At 69.9% G+C, this 17,486-nt stretch carries 15 protein-coding genes; 11 read left to right on the top strand and 4 right to left on the bottom strand.

What is annotated here, in order from left to right; all coding sequences use genetic code 11:
- Positions 1-23: 23 nt before the first annotated feature.
- The gene (locus tag ITJ40_RS01765; protein WP_194665455.1) at positions 24-773 is read left to right on the top strand and encodes a carboxypeptidase regulatory-like domain-containing protein; all 750 of its coding nucleotides are present in this window, start codon (positions 24-26) and stop codon (positions 771-773) included.
- A gap of 50 nt (positions 774-823) precedes the next feature.
- On the opposite strand, the gene ITJ40_RS01760 is transcribed toward ITJ40_RS01765, so the two are convergent.
- Positions 824-3,262, bottom strand: a complete 2,439-nt coding sequence (locus ITJ40_RS01760) for a phosphoketolase (RefSeq protein ID WP_194665453.1) — start codon at positions 3,260-3,262, stop codon at positions 824-826.
- Positions 3,263-3,353: 91 nt separating this feature from the next.
- The gene (locus ITJ40_RS01755; protein ID WP_194665451.1) at positions 3,354-3,749 is read right to left on the bottom strand and encodes a LysM peptidoglycan-binding domain-containing protein; all 396 of its coding nucleotides are present in this window, start codon (positions 3,747-3,749) and stop codon (positions 3,354-3,356) included.
- Positions 3,750-3,908: 159 nt separating this feature from the next.
- On the opposite strand from ITJ40_RS01755, the gene ITJ40_RS01750 reads away from it, so the two are divergent.
- Positions 3,909-4,733 carry an alpha/beta hydrolase gene (locus ITJ40_RS01750; protein WP_194665449.1) on the top strand — a complete coding sequence of 275 codons (825 nt, stop codon included), beginning with the start codon at positions 3,909-3,911 and terminating at the stop codon, positions 4,731-4,733.
- On the opposite strand, the gene ITJ40_RS01745 is transcribed toward ITJ40_RS01750, so the two are convergent.
- Positions 4,721-5,278, bottom strand: a complete 558-nt coding sequence (locus ITJ40_RS01745) for a hypothetical protein (RefSeq protein ID WP_194665447.1) — start codon at positions 5,276-5,278, stop codon at positions 4,721-4,723. The two genes, ITJ40_RS01750 and ITJ40_RS01745, sit on opposite strands and share 13 nt — an antisense overlap.
- A gap of 171 nt (positions 5,279-5,449) precedes the next feature.
- Positions 5,450-6,406 carry a manganese catalase family protein gene (locus tag ITJ40_RS01740; RefSeq protein WP_194665445.1) on the bottom strand — a complete coding sequence of 319 codons (957 nt, stop codon included), beginning with the start codon at positions 6,404-6,406 and terminating at the stop codon, positions 5,450-5,452.
- 261 nt (positions 6,407-6,667) lie between these two features.
- Here ITJ40_RS01740 and ITJ40_RS01735 point away from each other — a divergent pair, with 261 nt between their 5' ends.
- The 9 genes from ITJ40_RS01735 (at position 6,668) to ITJ40_RS01695 (ending at position 17,478) form a co-directional block, all read left to right on the top strand.
- The gene (locus tag ITJ40_RS01735) at positions 6,668-7,690 is read left to right on the top strand and encodes a LacI family DNA-binding transcriptional regulator (protein WP_194665443.1); all 1,023 of its coding nucleotides are present in this window, start codon (positions 6,668-6,670) and stop codon (positions 7,688-7,690) included.
- 125 nt (positions 7,691-7,815) lie between these two features.
- Complete coding sequence (locus ITJ40_RS01730; RefSeq protein WP_194665441.1) at positions 7,816-9,495, top strand: sugar ABC transporter ATP-binding protein; 1,680 nt, start codon at positions 7,816-7,818, stop codon at positions 9,493-9,495.
- 168 nt (positions 9,496-9,663) lie between these two features.
- Entirely contained in the window at positions 9,664-10,668 is a 1,005-nt protein-coding gene (locus ITJ40_RS01725; protein ID WP_194665439.1) for an ABC transporter substrate-binding protein, read from the top strand.
- 95 nt (positions 10,669-10,763) lie between these two features.
- Positions 10,764-12,362 carry a sugar ABC transporter ATP-binding protein gene (locus tag ITJ40_RS01720; RefSeq protein ID WP_194665438.1) on the top strand — a complete coding sequence of 533 codons (1,599 nt, stop codon included), beginning with the start codon at positions 10,764-10,766 and terminating at the stop codon, positions 12,360-12,362.
- Positions 12,359-13,444 carry an ABC transporter permease gene (locus ITJ40_RS01715; protein WP_194665436.1) on the top strand — a complete coding sequence of 362 codons (1,086 nt, stop codon included), beginning with the start codon at positions 12,359-12,361 and terminating at the stop codon, positions 13,442-13,444. The genes ITJ40_RS01720 and ITJ40_RS01715 overlap by 4 nt, the downstream gene beginning before the upstream one ends.
- The gene (locus ITJ40_RS01710) at positions 13,441-14,499 is read left to right on the top strand and encodes an ABC transporter permease (protein WP_194665434.1); all 1,059 of its coding nucleotides are present in this window, start codon (positions 13,441-13,443) and stop codon (positions 14,497-14,499) included. The genes ITJ40_RS01715 and ITJ40_RS01710 overlap by 4 nt, the downstream gene beginning before the upstream one ends.
- Before the next feature lie 235 nt (positions 14,500-14,734).
- Entirely contained in the window at positions 14,735-15,814 is a 1,080-nt protein-coding gene (locus ITJ40_RS01705) for a hypothetical protein (RefSeq protein ID WP_194665432.1), read from the top strand.
- A gap of 62 nt (positions 15,815-15,876) precedes the next feature.
- Complete coding sequence (locus tag ITJ40_RS01700; protein WP_194665430.1) at positions 15,877-17,073, top strand: hypothetical protein; 1,197 nt, start codon at positions 15,877-15,879, stop codon at positions 17,071-17,073.
- A gap of 234 nt (positions 17,074-17,307) precedes the next feature.
- Positions 17,308-17,478 carry a hypothetical protein gene (locus ITJ40_RS01695; protein WP_228511723.1) on the top strand — a complete coding sequence of 57 codons (171 nt, stop codon included), beginning with the start codon at positions 17,308-17,310 and terminating at the stop codon, positions 17,476-17,478.
- The last annotated feature ends 8 nt before the right edge of the window (positions 17,479-17,486 follow it).

Here is a 17,486-nt window from a genome sequence, read left to right as displayed (position 1 = left end):
CCGGTCCGAGCATCGGAGCGCCCATGCCATCCGTCCGCCGACGCGGTCTCGTCGGCCTCATCGCCCTGGCCCTGATCGCCGCAGCTCAGGCCGGCCCCGCCTCCCCCGCGTCCGCGGATCCCACCGCAGCCGCCGCCGGTGCCGCCGACAGCGCCACCACCGCCACCGTCGTCGGCCGCGTCTACCTCGACCGCGTGGATCCCCGGAACCTCGTCCGCACGGGCGAGGTCTCCCTCGAGCTCGCCGACATCCCGTTCGGCGACAGCGTCGACATCGTCGACGGCGCGTTCCGCTTCGACGGGATGCGCGCCACCCGCTACACGCTGCGCGCCTGGGTCACGGTCGGCGGCCAGCCCGCGTCCCAGTACCTCGGGCAGGTCAACGAGTGGCGGGACGCGCGCTTCTTCACCGCGCCCGCCGGCCGCGCGACCCGCGTCGACATCGTGCTCCGCACCCCCGCGGGCATCGGCGGCACCGTCACGCTGCCCGGCGGGGCGCCCGCCGCGGCCGCTCCCGTCGACGTGCTGCGCGCCACCGGCGACGGGCGCCTCGAGGCGTCCGGCTTCACGGACGCGTCCGGCCGCTACGCGCTCGGCAACCTGGAGCCCGGCTTCTACGTGGTGCGCTTCGGCACGCCGTCGTCGGATCCGCGCGCCTACCTCCCCGAGTGGTCCGGCGACCGCACGCAGCGCGCCCTCGCCACGCGCATCGCCGTCTCGCGGTGGGGCCAGGTGGTCACGGGCGTCGACGCGACGCTCGCGCCGGCCCCGTGACGCGGTCGCCCGACGTCGGCTGACGTCGGGCGCCCCGCGGCGCACCTCGGCTAGGCGTTGTCGTCCCCGGTGTCGATCGCCGTCTGCCGCGACGGATCCGCGAACGGCAGCCCCTCCGCGCCCGACACGTCGGCCATGTCCTCGCCGTGCTCGCGCGTGTGGACGCGGTGCGCGATGCGCTCGTCGTCCATGCGCTGCGAGAGGCCCGCGTAGGTGGTCTCGAGGTGCGGCACGCGGCGGATCACGTCCATGACGAGCCGGAACCGGTCGAGGTCGTTGAGCATCAGCATGTCGAACGGCGTGGTCGTCCCGCCCTGCTCCACGAACCCGCGCACGTGCATGTTCTCGTGGTTGTGGCGCTTGTACGTGAGGCGGTGGATGAGCGACGGGTAGCCGTGGAACGCGAAGACGACGGGCTTGTCGCGCGTGAAGAGCGCGTCGAAGGATCCGTCGTCGAGGCCGTGCGGGTGCTGCGTGGAGTCCTGCAGCCGCATCAGGTCGACCACGTTGACGAACCGCACGCGCAGCTGCGGGATCTCCCGCTTGAGGATCTGCACCGCCGCCATCGCCTCCACCGTCGGGATGTCGCCCGCGCACGCGACCACCACGTCGGGCTCGAGCCCCGGCACCTCGGTGCCCGCCCACTCCCACACGCCCACGCCGCGCGCCCCGTGCGCCCGCGCCTCCTCGAGCGACAGCAGGCTCGCGGTCGGCTGCTTCCCGGCGATCACGACGTTGATCAGGTCGGTGCCGCGGAGGCAGTGGTCCATCGTCACGAGCAGCGAGTTCGCGTCGAACGGCAGGTACACGCGCACGATCTCGGCGCGCTTGTTCACGACGTGGTCGAGGAACCCCGGGTCCTGGTGCGAGAAGCCGTTGTGGTCCTGGCGCCACACGTGCGAGGAGAGCAGGTACGTGAACGACGCGACCGGCCGCCGCCACTCCACCTTGGAGCTCGACTCGAGCCACTTCGCGTACTGGTTGAACATCGAGTCGACCACGTGGATGAACGCCTCGTACGACGTGAAGAGCCCGTGCCGCCCGGTGAGCAGGTACGCCTCGAGCAGCCCCTGCGTGATGTTCTCGTTGAGGATCTCGATGACCCGGCCCTCGTGCGCCAGGTGCTCGTCGACCGGCAGCACCTCGCCCTGCCAGGCCTTGGCCGTGACCTCGTACACGTCGTCGAGGCGGTTGCTGGCGGTCTCGTCGGGGCCGAAGATCCGGAAGTCGAGCGGGTTGCGGGCGATCACGTCGCGCAGCCAGCCGCCGAGCACGCGGGTCGGCTCGGCGATGACCCCGCGGCCGTCGCTGAGGTCGATCGCGTTGACCTCGAGCGGCGGGAGCCGGAGGTCGCGGCGGAGCAGGCCGCCGTTCGCGTGCGGGTTCGCGCTCATCCGCCGGTCGCCCTCGGGGCGGTTCGGCTGGAGCGCGGGCGTCAGGCGGCCGTCGCGGTCGAAGAGCTCGTGCGGGCGGTAGCTCTCGAGCCACTCCTGGAGCTGGCGGAGGTGGCCCGGGTCGTCGCGCACGCCCGAGAGCGGCACCTGGTGCGCGCGCCACGTGCCCTCGACCTGCTTCCCGTCGACCTCCTTCGGTCCCGTCCAGCCCTTGGGCGTGCGGAGGATCAGCATCGGCCACGCCGGGCGCTCCTCGCTGCCGCCCGTGCGGGCCGCCAGCTGGATCCGGCTGATGTCGTCGAGCGCCTCCGCGAGCGCCAGGGCGAACCGCTCGTGCACGGCGAAGACGTCCTCGCCGTCGAAGCCGCCCGAGACGATCCGCGGGGAGTAGCCGTAACCGGTGAAGAGCGCGAGCAGCTCGTCCTCCGGGATGCGGGCGAGCACCGTCGGGTTCGCGATCTTCCAGCCGTTGAGGTTGAGGATCGGCAGCACGGCACCGTCCGACTCCGGGTCGAGGAACTTGTCGAGGTGCCAGCTGGAGGCGAGGGTCGCGGTCTCCGCCTCGCCGTCGCCGATCACGCACGCGACCACGAGGTCGGGGTTGTCGAGCGCGGCGCCGAACGCGTGCACGAGCGAGTAGCCGAGCTCGCCGCCCTCGTTGATGGATCCGGGCGTCTCCGGCGCCGCGTGCGACGGCACGCCGCCGGGGAACGAGAACTGCCGGAACAGGTGCCGGAGCCCGTCGCGGTCGGGCGTCGCCGCCGAGAACAGCTCCGAGTAGGTGCCGTCGAGGTAGGCGTTCGCGACCATGCCCGGGCCGCCGTGGCCGGGGCCGGCGATGTAGATCATGTCGAGGTCGCGCTCGATGATCGCCCGGTTCAGGTGCGCGTAGACGAAGTTCAGCAGCGGGGTCGTGCCCCAGTGCCCGAGGAGGCGCGGCTTGATGTCGTCGCGCGTGAGCGGGCGCTCGAGCAGCGGGTCGTCGAGCAGGTAGATCTGGCCGACGGAGAGGTAGTTGGCGGCGCGCCACCAGCCGTCGACGACGTCGAGGTAGAGGGGCGCGGCGGGGTCGCGGGGTGCGGTGTCGGAGGCCATGCATCAGCCTACGGCGATGGGTCTGCGGTGTCCCGGGTGGGGCGGATCCGGTCAGGGGGCTCGCAGTGGCGGGCGGCGGATCGGCCGCGCGTCAGCCGAGGCAGGCGTGGTCGTCGAGGGGCGTTGCCGTGGTGCGGGCGACGACGATCTCCGCGCCGGCTGTGATGTCCGAGTTCCCGTTCGCCGCTTCCAGGTCGGCGATGCAGAGGCCGAAGCGGGCGGCGACGCCGGTCAGCGTGTCGCCGGATGCGGGTACGTAGTAGGTCAGCGTGCCCACCGCGGAGCTGACCTCGCCCTGCGCCTGGGAGCGCGGGCCGCCGTCGGTCGGCACGACCGGGTCGGGTGCCGTGGTCGACGTCGCCGGGGTTCGCTCGCCCTCTACGGCGGCCGGCGTCGGGTCGGGTCCGCCGTCCACGACGGACGTGCAGCCCGCGAGGAGGGCCGCCGCGGCGAGGAAGGCGGCGGCGAGGAGCGGGCGACGCGTCATGCCCGCGAGGCTAGCAGCCGCGCGGGCGCCGGTCACGAGCGCTGACGCCGCCGAGGCATGCCCTGAGGAGGATCCGCACCCCTGCCGCCCGCAGCCCCCTACCGTGCTGCTCGATCCGGTCGGGCAGGCCGCACGGACATCCGACCCCATCGAGGCCCCATGTCCTTCGCGAACCCCGTCCGTCGCGCCCGGCTCACCGCCGTGGTCGCCGCCCTGGCCGCCGTCCTCGTGATCGCGACCTCCTTCACCACGCCTGCTCCCGCCCACGCCGCCGGTACCGTCGACGAGGTCGACGTCGCGCGCAGCGACGTCTCCGGATTCGGCGGCGGCGTGGTCTTCGCCCCCGAGGAACCCGCCGGCACGACGCTCGGCGCCGTCGTCATCACGCCCGGCTTCCGCGACACGCACGCCGACATGCGCTGGTACGGCGAGGCTCTCGCGGCCGCGGGCTACGTCGCGTTCACCATCGACACGGACGGGGTCCTCGACCTCCCCGGCCAGCGCGAGCAGGAGACGCTCGCCGCGGTCGACTACCTCACCGGATCCAGCGCCGTGTCGGGCGAGGTCGACGCCGCCCGCGTCGCCGTCCTCGGCTACTCGATGGGCGGCGGCGGCGTCCTCCGGGCCGCGCAGGCACGGCACGCGCTCAAGGCCGTGATCGCCGTGGAGCCCTTCGACATCCCGAGTTCCTACCCGTCGGACACCACGCCCACGCTCGTCATCACCGGCCAGGACGACCCGGTCGCGATCCCCTTCCTCATGGGGAAGCGCATGTACCGGTCCATCCCGGCGCCCACCCCCAAGGAGTACGTCGAGCTGCGCGGAGCCGGGCACACCGCCGGCAGGCGGACGCCGAACGCCACCATCCGCGACGCGGCCACCACGTTCCTCGCCCGCTACCTCGACGACGACGAGTCGGTCAGCATCTGCCCGGCGCCCGCGGCCACGGGTCCCATCAGCGCGTCGATGAGCTACTGCGGCTGACGCGCGTCCGCCGTCGAGGTCGCGCTGCGCCGCAGCGAGACGACGGCGTACGCCAGGTGCAACGCCACGGTCCCCCACGCGCCGGCCACGGAGAGCCCGGGCGCGAGCGTCGCGATGAGCACGCCCCCGACGACCATGGGCACGCCCAGCCCGAGGTAGGAGCGCATCCCGTAGAGGAAGACGAACGGCAGGTAGTGGGCGCCCACGATCACCATGACCGCGGGGAAGAACAGCCGCGGGTCCGTGGCCGCGAGCACGAGGGCGACGAGCATCCCGAACGGCACCTGCATCGCGGTCTGGAAGGCGAGCCCGGCCATCGGATGGCCCTTCGGGAGCCCGGCCGGTCCGCCGAGGAGCCGGAGGCCCAGGGTGGTGAGGGGGAAGATCAGCATGCCGCCGAGGAAGAGCACGTAGGGGGCGACGGAGGCGGATCCGACCACCGCGACCACGGCGGAGGCGGCCCACACGAGCGCCGTCGCGACCTCCCCCACCGCTCCGTGCCGGTAGACCCGGCGGACGTCCTGCTGGGCGGTGGCGATGTCCATGCGCCCACCCTGTCAGGGCGACGGGGCACCGTCCCGGGGACACGGTCCGCGCGGCCGCCCCACACCGGGGGCACCGGCGATCGCGGACCTCGCGAAGATCGTCCTCGTCCCACGCCGCCGGCGCCGCCCCCGCGAGGAGACGGCGCCGCCGCGAGCATCAGCTGACGCGGATCACGCCGTCTTCGTCGGCCCGTAGAACGCCTCGATGTCGGCCAGCTCGCGCTCGGCCGTCTCCTGGATGAGGGCCATCAGGTCCTTGTCGAGGCCCGGCGCGAACTCCTCGAGCCGCTCGGGCGCGATGGTCGACGGGACGCCGACGGGCGCCTGCTCGGTCGCGGTGAGGTCGGTGCCGTCCTTCGAGGGCGACGCGCCCTGGAAGATCCGGCCGGCCTCGCTCTTGCCGTCGAGGTCGAAGCTGTACTGCGTGCTCTGGAGGCCCAGGTCCACGAGCTTCTTCACCTCGGGGAACTGCTCCGCGTCGGTCTTCGGGATCGGCAGGAGCTTGCCCCAGTCGACGCCGAGGGTCTCGAGCGCCTTCGCGTACGCGTTCTCGTGCGCCTGGTCGCGCACGATGAGGTACGCGACGGTCGCGCGGGCGACGGGGTTGTCGGTCATCTCGTAGATGCGGCACTTCTGCAGGCGGCCGGTCGACTCGAGCATGACGTTGTAGAGCAGGTCGAGCGGGAGGTTGCCCGAGTTGTAGACGTAGCTGCCGCTCCACGGGTTGCCGGCCGAGTCGACGGGCAGCGCGCCCTGGGCGCCCACGAGGTGGTGGTGGATGTTGCCGTGGTCGAGCGCGATGCTCAGCGGCGTCGCGCCGCCCTTGCCCGGGGTGTCGAGCGGGTCGGTGAGCTTGCCGCTGTACTCGGGCGCGCCGTCGAGCAGGCGCGAGATCGTGGTGCCGATGAGCTCGACGTGGCTGATCTCCTCGGTGCCGACGCCCTGGATCAGGTCGCGGTACGGCTTGGCGGCGGCGCCGCGGAAGTTCATGGCCTGGAAGAGGTACTGCATCATCGTGCGCATCTCGCCGAACTGGCCGCCGAGGCCCTCCTGCAGCGCGTTGGCAGCGGCGGGGTCGGGCTCGCCGTCGGCGATCTCGTTGATCCAGGTCTGTGCGTGGAAGTACATAGGGGCTCCTATTTCTTCGTGCGGCGAAACCGCCGCCTCTCCAACCTGGTCCGGGGGCCGAGCGGCGTGTGCCATGCGCAGGGGGCTTGCCAGGGCCGGGCCGATCGGTTACGGACGCGCGGGTGTCCGGCGGTCGTCGCACCCGGGGACCGCGCGGATCCGCCCCGGTAGGGTGTGCGCAGCAACGGGGGATCCGACCGGCCCGCGCCCCGGCGGGCGCGACGTCCGTCGCCGCCTCGGAGGATGCCGGATGGAGTGCGGGTGAGCGTCAGGAGCGGCGGCGAGCGGCTCGGGCTCCGCGAGGTCGCGGAGCGCGCGGGCGTCTCGCACATGACCGTCTCGCGCGTGCTCAACGGGCACCCGCAGGTCAAGGAGTCCACGCGGCAGCGCGTGCTCGAGGTCGTCGCCGAGCTCGACTTCCGGCCGAACAGCGCGGCCCGGCAGCTCGTCACGCAGCAGGCGCTGCGCATCGGCGTGCTCATCGAGAGCGCGGTGGAGTTCGGGCCGTCGAGCATCCTGCGCGCCATCGAGCGGTCGGCGCGCGACGGCGGCTACTCGGTCGCCTCGTTCGCGCTACGCGACGAGGAGGACGCGACGCCCGAGGAGGCCGTGCGCCACCTCACCGGCCAGGGCATCGACGCGCTGTGCGTGGTCGCGCCCCGCTCGTCGTCGGTCGCCGTGCTCCGCACCATCACGACCGGGCTGCCGACGCTCGTGGTGAAGGCCGAGAAGGATCCGGCGTTCCTCACGGTCTCGGTCGACCAGTCCGCGGGCACGCGGCTCGTCGTCGACCACCTCGCGAGCCTCGGCCACCGCGACGTGCTGCACGTCTCCGGCCCGCTCGACTGGCTCGACGCACGCGCCCGCGAGCGCGCCTTCCACGCGCGCACCCGGGCGTGGGGCATGCGCGAGCGGCCCATCGTGATCGGCGACTGGTCGAGCGACTTCGGCTACGACTTCGCGAAGGGGCTCACCGCGGTGCCCGAGTACACGGCCGTGTTCGTGGCGAACGACGAGATGGCGCTCGGCGTGATCCACGGGCTGCACGACCGCGGGATCCGCGTGCCGGAGGACCTCAGCATCGTCGGCTTCGACGACCTGCCCGTCTCCCGCCACTTCCTCCCGCCGCTCACCACCGTGAAGCAGGACTTCCCGGCGCTCGGCACGCTCGTCGTGGACGTGCTCATCGCCGCGATCGAGGGGCGCGAGATCCCGCAGGCCAGCCGGATCCCGGCCGAGCTCGTGGTGCGCGACTCGAGCGCCGCCGCCCGCCGCGTCGACTGAATCCGGCACCCGGGGGATCCGCGTCCGCCACCCCTCGCCCGCGCCGCCGACCGGCGGCTACAGTCGAGCACACCGGGCCCGCCCGGCACGCGGCCGCCACCGGCCCGGAACCCGAGGAGCACCAGGTGCGTCACGCACGGGGATCGACGACGATCCGCCCGACCGGCCCGACGGCCGCGCCCGCGCCCGCGCCCGGATCCGCGCAGACCGCGCGCCCGCACGCACCGGCCCGCCCCACCGTGCGCATGCGGGGCATCACCGTCGCGTTCCCGAACGGCGTCGCGCTCGACGGCGTCGACCTCGACCTCCACCCCGGCGAGGTGCACGCGCTCCTCGGCGAGAACGGCGCGGGGAAGTCCACGCTCATCAAGGCGCTGCTCGGCGTGCACCGGATCGAGGCGGGCGAGATCCTCGTCGACGGCGAGCCCGTGCGGCTCGGCGGGCCGGCGGATGCGCGCGCCCTCGGCATCCAGGCCGCGTTCCAGGAGTCGCACCTGGTCGAGAACCTGAGCGTCGGCGAGAACGTGATGCTCGGCCACGAGGCCCGCGGCCGCCTCGGCATCTCGTGGCGCGCCACGCACGCGCGCGCCGCCGCCATGCTCGCGGAGCTCGGACTGGCCGACCTCGACCCGCGCGACCGCCTCGCCGACCTCTCCCCCGCCAGCCGCCAGCTCGTCTCCATCGCCCGCGCCATGGTCGACCGGCCGCGCGTGCTGGTGCTCGACGAGCCGACGTCGAGCCTCGACGCCGACGACGTGGCGCGCCTGTTCCAGGTGATCCGCCGCCTCCGCGACCAGGGCGTCGCGATCCTGTTCGTCTCCCACTTCCTCGAGCAGGTGCTGGCCTTGAGCGACCGGATGACGATCCTCCGCGGCGGCGTGAAGGAGGGCGACCACCTGCCCCACGAGCTCGACCGGGCCGAGCTCGTCGCGCGCATGCTCGGGAAGGACGTGGCGCACCTCAAGCGCATCGGCTCGGAGCGGCGGGCGCACCGCGTGGATCCGGTCGGGCCGCCGCTCTACCGCGCCGCCGGCGTCGGCCGCCGCGGGATGCTGCGGCCGGTGGACCTCGAGCTGCACCCGGGCGAGGTCGTGGGCATCGCCGGGCTCCGCGGATCCGGCCGCACCGAGCTCGCGCGCCTGCTCGCGGGCGCCGACCGGGCCGACGGCGGCGTGGTGACGCTCGGCGGGCGCGATGTCGTGATCGACCGGCCGGCCGACGCGCTGCGGAACCGCGTGGCCCTCTCGGCGGAGGACCGCGGCGCCGAGGGACTCATCGGCGAGCTGAGCGTGCGGGAGAACATCGTGCTCGCGCTCCAGGCGCTGCGCGGCTGGGCGCATCCGCTCGCGAAGGCCGAGCGCGAGGACCTCGTCGAGCGGCACATCGAGCACTTCGGCATCACGCCGGCGGATCCGGCGACGCCCGCCAGGCAGCTCTCCGGCGGCAACCAGCAGAAGGTCCTGCTCGCGCGCTGGCTGGCGATCCGGCCGCGCGTGCTGATCCTCGACGAGCCGACCCGCGGCGTCGACATCCGCGCGAAGGTCGACATCCAGGCGCACATCGCGCAGCTCGCGCTCGAGGGCGTCGCCGTCGTGTTCATCTCCAGCGCGTTCGAGGAGCTCGTGCGCGTGAGCGACCGGATCGTCGTGCTCAAGGACCGGGAGAAGATCGGTGAGCTGGCCAACGGGCCGGGCGTGACGGTCGACACGCTCGTCGAGCTGATCGCGGCGCCGGCGGACGAGGACGACGAGGCGGACTTCCCGCTGCCGGAGCTGCCCGAGCGGCCCGACCCGCCTCGACGCTGATCCCGCGTCCCCGCGCTCCCGCGGTCCAGGCGACAGGACCCTTGTGCCACCCGAACTGTTACCGGTAACATCCCGAGCACGCGGCAGCACCCCGCGCCACCGCAGCACCACCGGTCACCGAGGACCGTGAGGGACATCGACGTCCCGACATCTCAAGGAGGAGATCCCATGTCCACGAAGAGGCGCATCGCCACCATCGCCGCAGCCGGGGCCATCGCCCTGAGCCTCGCGGCCTGCAACAGCAACTCCGGCACCGGATCCACGGCGGGCGGCACCGCCGACAGCGGCGGCGAGACGGCCACCGTCGGCTTCGTCGCGGTCGGCCCCGAGGGCGCGTGGCGCCAGGCCAACGAGAAGGACATCCAGGACACCTTCACGAAGGAGGCCGGGTTCGACCTCAAGTACGCGCCCGCCACGAACAACGACCAGAAGTCGCAGATCGACGCGTTCACGTCGTTCGTCGACGAGGGCGTCGACGTGATCCTGCTCTCGGCCACCGAGGGATCCGGCTGGGAGGACTCGCTCGAGCGCGCCAAGGAGGCCGAGATCCCCGTGGTCCTCATCGACCGCGGCATCGAGCCCGACGACGACTCGCTCTACGCGACCCGCATCGCGCCCGACAACATCGCCGTGAGCTCGTCGGTCGCCGAGTGGGCGAAGACCGCGCTGCCCGATGGCGGCAAGTACTTCACGCTCGAGGGCCCGGCCGGCGTCTCGGTCGTCAACGAGCGCAACGAGGGATGGGACGAGGTCATCGGCGCAGAGAGCACCTTCACGAAGGTCGGCGCGCAGACCGCGAACTGGTCGACCGAGGAGGCCAAGAGCGTCTTCGAGACCGTGCTCAAGTCGAACGCGAACGACGTGCAGATGGTCTTCGCGCAGAACGACGAGATGGGCCTCGGCGCCGTCCAGGCCGTCGAGGAGGCGGGCCTCACGCCCGGCCAGGACGTGAAGATCGCGACCATCGACGGCACCAAAAACGCGCTCCAGGCGCTGGCCGACGGCAAGCTCAGCTTCGTCGCCGAGTACAACCCGCTGTTCGGCGGCACCGCGCTCGAGGCCGTGCAGAAGCTGCTCGACGGCGAGAGCGTCGAGTCGTCGATCGTCGTCCCGTCGGACGTGTTCGACTCCGCCGAGAAGGCCGCCACCGCGCTGCCCGATCGCAAGTTCTAGCCCGCCCGCACGGACACCCGCGGCGGGGCGGATCCAGCCGCCCCGCCGCCCCACCCGCCCGGCACCGACGCCGGCGGAGGAACGGAGCACGCGCCATGCAGGCACCCAGCCCCATCGTCGAGATGCGGGGCATCACCATCTCCTTCCCGGGCGTGAAGGCGCTCGACGGGGTGAGCTTGCGGCTCTTCCCCGGCGAGGTCCACACGCTCATGGGCGAGAACGGCGCCGGCAAGTCGACGCTCATCAAGGCGCTCACGGGCGTCTACGGGATCGACTCCGGGACCGTGATCGTCGCCGGCGCCGAGCGCCGTCTCTCCGGCACCGCCGACGCGCAGGCCGCCGGGATCTCCACGGTCTACCAGGAGGTCAACCTCTGCGGGAACCTCACCATCGGCGAGAACGTCATGCTCGGCCACGAGCGGCGCGGCCGGTTCGGCATCGACTGGAGGGGCACGCACGCCGCCGCCTCCGAGGTGCTGGCGCGCGTGGGGCTCGGGCACCTGGATCCGCGCACGCCGCTCTCCACCATCAGCCTCGCGCTGCAGCAGCTCGTGGCGATCAGCCGGGCGACCGTGCTCGACTCGAAGGTGCTGATCCTCGACGAGCCCACCTCCAGCCTCGACGCCGACGAGGTCGAGGGCCTCTTCCGCGTGATGCGCCGCCTCCGCGACGAAGGCGTCGCCATCCTGTTCGTCTCCCACTTCCTCGACCAGGTCTTCGCGATCAGCGATCGGCTCACGGTGCTCCGCAACGGCAGGCTCGTGGGCGAGCACCTCACGCGCGACATCGACCGGGCCGGCCTCATCGCCGAGATGATCGGCAAGGACCTGCAGACCCTCCGCTCCCTCGACCGCGAGCGCGCCTCGCGCCAGGTGGCGATGGGCGAGCCCGTGTACCGGGCCACCGGGATCGGCCGGAAGGGCTCGCTCGACGCGACCGACGTCGAGCTGCGCCGCGGCGAGGTCGTCGGCCTCGCCGGGCTCCTCGGGTCCGGCCGCACCGAGCTCGCGCGCCTCCTCTACGGCGTCGACAAGCCCGACACCGGATCCGTGACCATGGACGGCGCACCCGTCGCCATCTCCTCCCCCGCGAAGGCGCTGAAGCACCGCATCGCGTTCTCGAGCGAGAACCGGCGCGACGAGGGGATCATCCGCGACCTCAGCGTGCGCGAGAACCTCGTGCTCGCCGTGCAGGCGAAGCGCGGCTGGGCACGTCCCCTGCCGCGCAAGGAGAAGGACCGGATCGTCGCCAAGTACCTCACGGAGCTCAACGTGCGGCCCGCGGATCCCGACCGGCCCATCCGCAACCTGTCCGGCGGCAACCAGCAGAAGGTGCTGCTCGGCCGGTGGCTCGCGACCGAGCCCGACCTGCTGATCCTCGACGAGCCGACCCGCGGGATCGACGTGGGCGCGAAGGCCGAGATCCAGGAGCAGGTCGCCGCCCTCGCCGACACGGGCGTGGCCGTCGTCTTCATCTCCTCGGAGCTCGAGGAGGTGGTGCGGCTCAGCGACCGCATCGTCGTGCTCAAGGACCACCGCAAGATCGCCGAGCTCGAGGCGGGACCCGATGTGACGGCGCAGTCGATCGTCGCCGCCATCGCGGAGGAGGGCGTCTCCGACATCGCGCTCGAGACCGTGCCCGACGGCGCGTCCGACACCGCGACCCGCACCGCGCCCGAGGAGGCCACCCGATGAGCGAGACCACGACCCCCGCGAAGCGGAGCGCGCGCGGACTCGGCGACGTGCTGCACCGGCCCTGGTTCTGGGGCACGGTCGCGATCGTCCTGCTGCTCGCCATCAACGTGGCGAAGGACCCCGGCTACCTCGCGCTGTCGGTGAACCCGGACACGGGCAACCTCGTCGGCAACCTCGTCGACATCCTCCGGGCCGCAGCACCCGTGCTGATGATCGCCGTCGGCATGTGCCTCGTGGTCGCCACCGGCGGCATCGACCTCAGCGTCGGCTCGATCATGGTGGTCGCCGGCGCCGTGTCCATGGAGTTCCTGAAGGCGGCCGGATCCGACTCGCTCGGCGTCGCGCTCGGCGCGATGGGCCTCGCGCTCCTCATCGCCGGGATCCTCGGCGCGGTCAACGGCATGCTCGTCTCCGTCGTGGGGCTGCAGCCGTTCATCAGCACGCTCGTGATCATGCTGGCGGGCCGCGGCCTCGCGAAGGTCATCACGGCCGGGCAGAACACGGCCGCGTCGAACGAGCCGTTCCGCTGGGTCGCGAACGGGTACCTCGTGGGGCTGCCGGTGGTGTTCCTGCTGGCCGTGCTGATCACGATCGGCGTCGCCGTGCTCGTGCGGCGCAGCGCGCTGGGGCTCATGATCGAGGCGATCGGCATGGATCCGCAGGCCGCGCGCCTCGCGGGCCTCGACCGCCGCGCGCTCCTGTTCACCGCCTACATCGCGAGCGGCCTGCTCGCGGGCGTCGCCGGGATCTTCGCCACCGCAAGCGTCATGACGGTCGACGTCTCCCGCACCGGCTACCAGCTGGAGCTCGACGCGATCCTCGCGGTCGTCATCGGCGGCACCTCGCTCGCGGGCGGCAAGTTCCACCTGCTCGGGGCCGCCGTCGGCGCGCTCCTCATCGCGACCCTCGACAAGACGGTCGTGTTCCTCGGCATCTCGTCGTCGGCCACGCCCGCCTTCAAGGCCATAGTGATCGTCGCGATCGTGCTCCTGCAGTCCCGGCGCGTCCGCGCGCTGTTCACGAGGCGCCGCCCGCCGGCGCCCACCCCCGTGCCGACCGAGAAGGAGGCCGTGCCCGCATGAGCGCCACGACGATCCAGCCGCCCCTGACCCCGACGCCCGCGCCGGCACCCGGCACCGCGCCCCGGCCGCCCCGCCGACGGATGCGCCTCCGCCTCGACTCGCTTCCGACGGTCGCCGCCCTGGTGATCCTGCTGGCGATGCTGGCCTACGGCGAGATCGCGTACGGCCGGATCCTGCAGGCCGCGACGCTGTCGAACCTGCTCATCAACAACGCGCACGTCATCGTGCTCGCCGTGGGACTCACGTTCGTGATCCTCACGGGCGGCATCGACCTGTCCGTCGGCGCGATCGTCGCCGTCAGCAGCGTCGCGGGCGTGCTGCTCGCGAACGCCGGCTGGAACCCGTGGGTGGTGATGGTGCTGATGATCCTCATCGGCACGGCATCGGGCGTCGTGTCGGGCGTGCTGATCCAGTTCTTCGACGTGCAGCCGTTCATCGCGACGCTCGCGATGATGTTCCTCGGCCGCGGGCTCGCCTCCATCCTCAGCACCGTGCCCGAGCGGCTCGACGACGAGTCCCCGCTGCGGTCGCTCGCCACGAACATGAAGGTCGTCGACGGCCCGAAGGTGAACGACGTCGTCACGACACCCGGCGTGCTCATCGCCCTCGTCGTGGTGGCCGTCGCGTTCTTCGTGCTGCACCGCACGCGCCTCGGCCGCACCGTGTACGCGACCGGTGGATCCGAGCAGTCGGCCGCGCTCATGGGCCTGCCCGTGCGACGCACCAAGCTCGCCGTCTACGTGATCAGCGGCACGCTCGCCGGTCTCGCCTCGGTGATCTACACGGCCCGGCTCGGCAGCGCGCAGAACATCACCGGCATCGGCTGGGAGCTCGACGCGATCGCCGCGACCGTGATCGGCGGCACCCTCCTCACCGGCGGCGTCGGCTTCGTGCTCGGCTCGGTCGTGGGCGCGCTCGTGCTCGGCCTCATGAACGTGCTCATCACGCGCGACGGCGGCATCCCGCCTGAGGCGACCACCATCATCACCGGCGGGATCCTGCTGGTCTTCGTGCTGCTGCAGCGCGCGGTGATGGCGAGGCGGCGGCGGACGTAGACCCCATAAGTGGGGGCAGTATTTCGGCCGACAGTCCTAAGTTTATGGCTAGCATACAGAAATATCCTACCCAGCCCTTTCTGGACCGCATTTCGGAGAGGGGCACTCGGATTCTGTTACATGCATCCTTTAGAAGACTTCGGGAGATGATCGGCACGGGCGAGGATTCCATTATTTGCGCCTTGCGCCGAGGATATTTGCCCTAGTTTCCCGACTTGATATTAGGAGCCGCGTCATGCCCCTTACCCCCTCGAGGAATGAACTCGCACTGTTAAACAGTTTAGCAGGAGGCCATGCGCTGATTTTCACAAACACCCTTGACGTGCTCAATGTTGATGAATCGGAGTTAAGCACTTGGGGCGCAGAAGGCGCCCTTCGCGCGACCTTTATTCGCGAAGTCCTTCGAGGGCTGCATGTTCCGCTTAATACGATCGACCCTCACGGTATTCAAGTTTCTGGCGCACGCATTGAGGGCCTGCTGGACTTAAACCATGTATCAACCCTGTTACCGATTAACTTTACTGCATGCCTCTTCGCGGGCGGCCTAACTGCAGTTTCGTCCGACATCGCACGGCTCAACATGGCGGCGTCCGTGATACTGGCCCCACTGGCAGGTCGCCCGGAATCCGTGATCCTACAAGATGCACGCATCCGGGGACAATTAAATCTCTCTAAAGTAAAAATAACTAATACGACCGCGGCGGCCTTAAATGCAGACGGTTGCGTAATTGATGGCGATGCATTTTTAAACGACGGCTTTGAAGCTCGCGGGCACGGACCAACCAGCGCAGTGCGCTTTCTTGGAGCGCAAATAACAGGCCAACTCGGAATGTCTGGAGCCAAGCTGATAAACCTAGCTGGCCCCGCTTTGTCATGCGACAACGCCGACATGGGCGCCCTTTTTATCGACGAAAGTTTTACGGCGATTGGGCGAGGTCGCGAGGGAACAGTGCGCCTTCCACACTCTCACATTCGCGGTCAATTTGTAGCAAGTGGCGCAACTATACACAACCCGGAAGGGTTGGCCTTGCACGCTAACAGTGCAACTTTTGATGGAGGCGTATATCTTAATAGTGCTTTTGTTGCTACCGCAAAAAGCGTCGGTGGCGGGGTGCGCTTTATGGGTGCGCGCTTCCTTCGCGAAGTTGATCTGACAAATTCAGATATAAGCGACGCAGACGGACCCGCCCTCTTGCTGGACGATGCACAAATTGCGGGAGCTTTACTGTTTGGTAGTGGCTTTAGCGCATCCGGAAGCGGGGCGGGGGATGCGTTCGCCTCGTCGGCACGAAGATTGCAGGCCAGCTTGCGCTGAGAGGGGCTCACCTTTCTAACGAAAGCGGTCCGGCGCTCTACGCAGATGGCGCTTTCATCGGCATGGGTGCGTTTTTGGACAATGGATTCAGTGCAATCGCTAAGGACGACGACGCAGCAATCCGATTTCATAGCATTAAAATCGAAGGCCAGCTTGCAATGAGCGGTGCAACTATTTCCAACTCAATTGGTACCGCGCTCTTGGCCGACTGTGCCGCAATCAATGGAGATGTTTTCCTTGATGACGGATTCGACGCGAAAGGCGATGGCGCACACGGCGTTGTACGCTTTACTAGCGCCGTAATCACGGGACAATTAGTGCTACATGAATCATCAATGCAAAATGGCTCAGGACCGGCCCTTGTCGCGGTCGGCGCTACCATTACTGATGGTATTGCGGCGAGACGGGAAGCCTCCGCTTTCGGATCGAACGATAGTGCCGTAGTTGACTTATCTCGTGTCACAATCACTGCAGACGTCGACTTGAGCGGCCTTTCCATAGTGCAAGGCGAAGGCTCCGCATTACGCATCGACGGCGCGGAAATCCGCGGGAATTTGGTCCTGTGCTCCAAGGTCGCCTCAAGGACCGCAGGCGACTCAGTCACCATCAGTCTTGCAAATACTACCGTGCGAGGATCCCTACACCTTAATGCAGATAATTTAGAACAGGCGGGGCGCGAAACCAAGTGGGTCCTCGGCGGTTTGTCGTACAAAAGCTATACGGGCGTTCCTTTCCTTAAATGGCTGGATGCGATTCAGAAGGGAACGACGGAGTACGGGGCCCAGCCCTACCAGCAGCTCGCATTGGTGGCCCGGACCGAAGGCCACGATAATGACGCTCGCCGGGCCCTGATGAGACAGCGCAATGATCAACTTAGGCGCGGAGGATTGTCGAAGCCGGCAAAGTTGTGGCTGCTGATCACGGGAGTATGCATCGGCTACGGATACCAGCCTTGGCGCGCCTTGATCGGCGTGCTAGGAGTTATCACAGTTTCTCTGATTGTGGCATTTCTTAACGCCGGTGCCCTAACTCAAACCGGAGCCGCGACAGCGACGCGATGCACTGACGTACAAATCCTACAAGTTGCAGTGGACGTGGCTATACCACTAGTTCGAACAAGCGTGGGGACCGCGTGTCGGGTGACGGCCACTGCAAGCGGACAGTTCGTAGCCACTGTTGGAGTCTTCTTGACGCTAACAGGATGGGCCCTCACTGCACTCTTCGCCGCCGGATTCACGAGGGCCATCCGGCAGCCTTAGCTCGCGTATCGTTAATCGCTTATCGAACTGGAAGGGATTTCACCAGCTGTTGCACGGATGGCTCAAATGAGCTGAGCCTCGAGCCGGCTCCGGGTTGCGGCGGCGGGGAGGGGGAGAGGTCAGCCCTTGAGCCTCAGCGGGCGACATCGTATGTGCCGTCCCGTCTGCACAGGGTTCGATTGGCCGTCGTCATCACGACGCCAGGCTCGCTTAGCGCGCTTGTGGTGCTGCGCCGTGGCGTTCTTCATATCGGTCGTCGGCGCCCTCGTGCTGGGCCTCATGAACGTGCTCATCACGCGCGACGGCGGCATCCCGCCTGAGGCGACCACCATCATCACGGGCGGGATCCTGCTGGTCTTCGTGCTGCTGCAGCGCGCGGTGATGGCGAGGCGGCGGCGGACGTAGCCGCCGCG

It is taken from the genome of Clavibacter sp. VKM Ac-2872 (assembly GCF_015351105.1).
In the GTDB taxonomy this organism is placed as follows: Bacteria; Actinomycetota; Actinomycetes; order Actinomycetales; family Microbacteriaceae; genus Clavibacter.
Note: the sequence above shows the minus strand (reverse complement) of the source record. Positions and strands in the feature narration are given on the sequence as shown.

Coding starts and splice junctions, on each gene's coding strand:
- ITJ40_RS01765 (WP_194665455.1), top strand. CDS start 24: ATGCCATCCGTCCGCCGACGCGGTCTCGTCGGCCTCATCGCCCTGGCC.
- ITJ40_RS01760 (WP_194665453.1), bottom strand. CDS start 3,262: ATGGCCTCCGACACCGCACCCCGCGACCCCGCCGCGCCCCTCTACCTC.
- ITJ40_RS01755 (WP_194665451.1), bottom strand. CDS start 3,749: ATGACGCGTCGCCCGCTCCTCGCCGCCGCCTTCCTCGCCGCGGCGGCC.
- ITJ40_RS01750 (WP_194665449.1), top strand. CDS start 3,909: ATGTCCTTCGCGAACCCCGTCCGTCGCGCCCGGCTCACCGCCGTGGTC.
- ITJ40_RS01745 (WP_194665447.1), bottom strand. CDS start 5,278: ATGGACATCGCCACCGCCCAGCAGGACGTCCGCCGGGTCTACCGGCAC.
- ITJ40_RS01740 (WP_194665445.1), bottom strand. CDS start 6,406: ATGTACTTCCACGCACAGACCTGGATCAACGAGATCGCCGACGGCGAG.
- ITJ40_RS01725 (WP_194665439.1), top strand. CDS start 9,664: ATGTCCACGAAGAGGCGCATCGCCACCATCGCCGCAGCCGGGGCCATC.
- ITJ40_RS01720 (WP_194665438.1), top strand. CDS start 10,764: ATGCAGGCACCCAGCCCCATCGTCGAGATGCGGGGCATCACCATCTCC.
- ITJ40_RS01715 (WP_194665436.1), top strand. CDS start 12,359: ATGAGCGAGACCACGACCCCCGCGAAGCGGAGCGCGCGCGGACTCGGC.
- ITJ40_RS01710 (WP_194665434.1), top strand. CDS start 13,441: ATGAGCGCCACGACGATCCAGCCGCCCCTGACCCCGACGCCCGCGCCG.
- ITJ40_RS01705 (WP_194665432.1), top strand. CDS start 14,735: ATGCCCCTTACCCCCTCGAGGAATGAACTCGCACTGTTAAACAGTTTA.
- ITJ40_RS01700 (WP_194665430.1), top strand. CDS start 15,877: ATGGGTGCGTTTTTGGACAATGGATTCAGTGCAATCGCTAAGGACGAC.